Origin of the sequence: Leuconostoc falkenbergense, from assembly GCF_014634805.1 — a bacterium.
GTDB classification, from domain to species: domain Bacteria; phylum Bacillota; class Bacilli; order Lactobacillales; family Lactobacillaceae; genus Leuconostoc; species Leuconostoc falkenbergense.
This window is the reverse complement of record NZ_BMBS01000078.1, coordinates 1-2,285: the sequence shown is the minus strand read 5'-3', so window position 1 is coordinate 2,285 and position 2,285 is coordinate 1. Positions and strand designations below refer to the sequence as shown.

Sequence of the window (2,285 nt, the reverse complement as noted above, 5' to 3'; positions counted from 1 at the left end):
GATATGGACACAATCGCAGGTAGTAACGGCAAGAGTGCAAGATTTGGACTAATCGGACTATTTGAGAAGTTGAGTAACATTCATTTAGATCTACCAGACACTCGTATCGAAGTTCCCGACACATTACGCAGTCTATCGGGTGGGGACAGAATAGACGTTGAAGCCAAGAATGCAGACGCATTAAGTTTAAAATTCTATGCTTTGTTGTTGTTTGGCGCTAACCAGACCCCTAACATAGCCGTCAATGTAGCATTATCACAGCGTATCAAGATTGTACCCGTGACAGCACCAAGAGCCAGAGAGCGACCACAAGAACAAGCCAAGCGAGCGTTATTGTGGGATGAAAAACAAGCTATTAAGGAAGTAGGCGCATTTGCTTATAGTGTTTTAACAGCTTATCAACAAGCCAAGCAACGGGGCAAGTTTTCAACCAGTGATGAGATTGAAACAGCAACAAGAGAATGGCTAGAACGTCAAAATTTAGTCACTATGTTTTTAAAAGATGTTACGAGAGAAGATGACAATTTATATAGCGGTGGCGTTAGTATCTCTCAAACGTGGGACTTATTTCAATTATGGTTACAAGATAATGGTATACACAGCAAATTACAACGTAAGCAGTTTAATGGCCGTATGGAGCAGTTAGGATATAAAAAAATAAAGACACGTTCACATCAAACGGGCAAGACGACAGAGTACCCTGTCTGGAGTTGGGACGGTTTAGATTTAGACCCGTATTTTAACGAATAAAGGTAATTTGTTCCATAAAAACAGGGGTTGAAGCCATGGTATAAAAGCATTTGTCATCAAAATGTGCTTTTTTTGTACCAAAGCCAAAACGCTGTAACGCTTGTGGCGCATAGGTTTAACACCTTGTGCCATTTGTTCCAATACTTTTCATAAAAAAAATAAATAAGCCTATATAGTGTGTAGTATGAAAAAAAGTTGGAACATTTGGCACAAAAAATAAAAGTCAGTTATATCAAGGGTTACAGGCTACAAAATCAAAAAAGCAACGGCACATCATAGGCTTGTCTTTTGGAACGAGCCACAAAATTAGCAGAAAACAACCGAAAAGGGGATGAAATGAATTATATAGTTGGCTTTATATTTATAGCATTAATTGGTTATATCTTTGAACAACATAGACGTATTCATTATTTAGTGAAGCGAAATATTGAGCAAGAAAATTTAAAAGTGATCCAAGACCACCAATATGACACACTAAAGCATTTGACTAATATGTTAGATAACACGTTAAAGGCTTTGGGGTATGATTATCGACAATTTGATAAAAATAACTTTGTTAAGCACGAACTCACACCAGAGCAAATACAACAGTTATGGCAAAGTCAGCAACGAGAGATTAAACAATCAGATCACGAAGTCACACAGTTTGATGTTGAGTTGAAGAAAGGCGGATTGTACGCTTGGTGGCATAGTTTTAGAGATAGATAGACAAAAACAAACATAAATAAACGGACATTTTTAGTAGCTGAAAATCAACGTTTCCAATGGTTTAGCTTATGAACATTAAAATACAGAGGTTGTATTTTACTAGTAAGGAAAGTTTTTATGAATATCAACGATTTAATGAGTAGGTTTCCACGACCCGAAAAAACCTATGCAGAGAAAGAAAGCACCATGTTTTATGTATATGTGTTTAATTTAGTCATGGATGAGTTGATCAGACGCAAGCTAACTAATCGTAGAGCTATCAATTATGTTTTGAGTTTTACAACGCACGGAAATAAGTCCAGAGCTTATCAAGAAACACATCCTATGGCGAGTAAACGGACAGCTAACGTCAACGCTAATAAATACCATAAGCGTTTTGATGTATATGTAGCGCAGTCAATCAGCATGCACCTAGTATATAAAGGCAGGTTAGCACTAGCAATGGCGATTAAAGACATCAATGTACACGGCATTGAACGATATGTAAATAAATTGATACTTGAAGTGTGGAAAGGAGAATAGATGACAGCAAGTAATAATCATCCCCAGCAATGGGCTATGTGGTTAAAGCGTTGTGAAGCGCACAAATACATCAGTGTGGCGGATAATACTTTTATCAAACGATACGTGAAGACAGGCAAGGTAAAAGGTTATCCCACAGAACATGGCAAAAGATACAATCGTGATGAAATTGATGAGGCTGTGAGACATTATTATGATTAACAATGTTTAAGAAAGGGTTAAGCGAACAACAACATCATAACAGTGTGAAATAATGAAAGCGTGTGAACATGCTTTTTTATTTATCTTCAAACACTGCTTACTTG

General features: G+C 37.1%; 3 protein-coding genes and 1 pseudogene. All 4 read left to right on the top strand.

Annotated features, from left to right (window positions below):
• Positions 1-750 (top strand): annotated as a pseudogene (locus IEU71_RS09930) (hypothetical protein); the annotation flags it as partial.
• A 336-nt stretch (positions 751-1,086) separates the two neighbouring features.
• A complete protein-coding gene (locus IEU71_RS09925) occupies positions 1,087-1,458 on the top strand; it encodes a hypothetical protein (RefSeq protein WP_004911510.1) in 372 nt (123 codons plus the stop codon).
• 117 nt (positions 1,459-1,575) lie between these two features.
• A complete protein-coding gene (locus tag IEU71_RS09920) occupies positions 1,576-1,980 on the top strand; it encodes a hypothetical protein (RefSeq protein WP_036066542.1) in 405 nt (134 codons plus the stop codon).
• Positions 1,981-2,181 carry a MerR family transcriptional regulator gene (locus IEU71_RS09915; protein ID WP_004911518.1) on the top strand — a complete coding sequence of 67 codons (201 nt, stop codon included), beginning with the start codon at positions 1,981-1,983 and terminating at the stop codon, positions 2,179-2,181. It begins immediately after the preceding gene.
• Positions 2,182-2,285: the final 104 nt, after the last annotated feature.